Below are 628 nucleotides of genomic sequence, written 5' to 3'. Positions count from 1 at the left end.
ACCGCTCAGGCTGTCAAGATTGTGCCGAGTATTAACGCCATCATGCCGACTGGTTCAATTCTCACAGTAGAGGTTTGTAATAACGGCTTTGATGCAAACCCCACCTGGGAGGATGCCACAACGGCAACCATCCAGCGGAAGGCGTATACCTTCACCAACACTGTCAAAACGGCAGACAAATGGGGAATCAAGATGCGGGTAACCCTTGCGAGAGGAACAGCCACCGGCGAATGTTCCATTATGGGTTACGGCGCCGCGTTTGAATAAGGGGGAGAAAAACGGTGGCCATAAAGCTTATTAAACAGACTGATTTAGCCGAGGAGCGGGCTGAAGAGACTGCGAAGGAGCAGCGGATTCAGGACCTAGAATTAACCCTGGCCGAACAGGTGGCGGCCTACAACGATCTATTGCAGCGCCAGCAGGACACGGAACTCCTGCTGGCCGACATCGTAGCTCAAGGAGGTGTATAAAGTGGCATATGCAGCTTACACAATCAGAGTCATTGCCCGGGCGATTATAACGAAGGTTGACTTAGGCCAGGGAATGCCAGGGGAACTAGTGGCGGTATATCCTGAGGTAGAAAGAGCAGGTATTTTGGCTGAAGTATACCGGCTGAGGCCAGACTTGG

Annotated in this window: 1 protein-coding gene and 1 pseudogene; both read left to right on the top strand. The window is 52.2% G+C overall.

The genetic code is table 11. The features are described 5' to 3' along the window. A pseudogene (locus Pmgp_RS19355) lies at positions 1-267 on the top strand (DUF6273 domain-containing protein); the annotation flags it as partial. A gap of 14 nt (positions 268-281) precedes the next feature. After that, a complete protein-coding gene (locus Pmgp_RS19350; RefSeq protein WP_134216317.1) occupies positions 282-470 on the top strand; it encodes a hypothetical protein in 189 nt (62 codons plus the stop codon). Positions 471-628: the final 158 nt, after the last annotated feature.

Origin of the sequence: Pelotomaculum propionicicum, from assembly GCF_004369225.1 — a bacterium.
Lineage (GTDB): Bacteria > Bacillota > Desulfotomaculia > Desulfotomaculales > Pelotomaculaceae > Pelotomaculum_B > Pelotomaculum_B propionicicum.
Note: the sequence above shows the minus strand (reverse complement) of the source record. Positions and strands in the feature narration are given on the sequence as shown.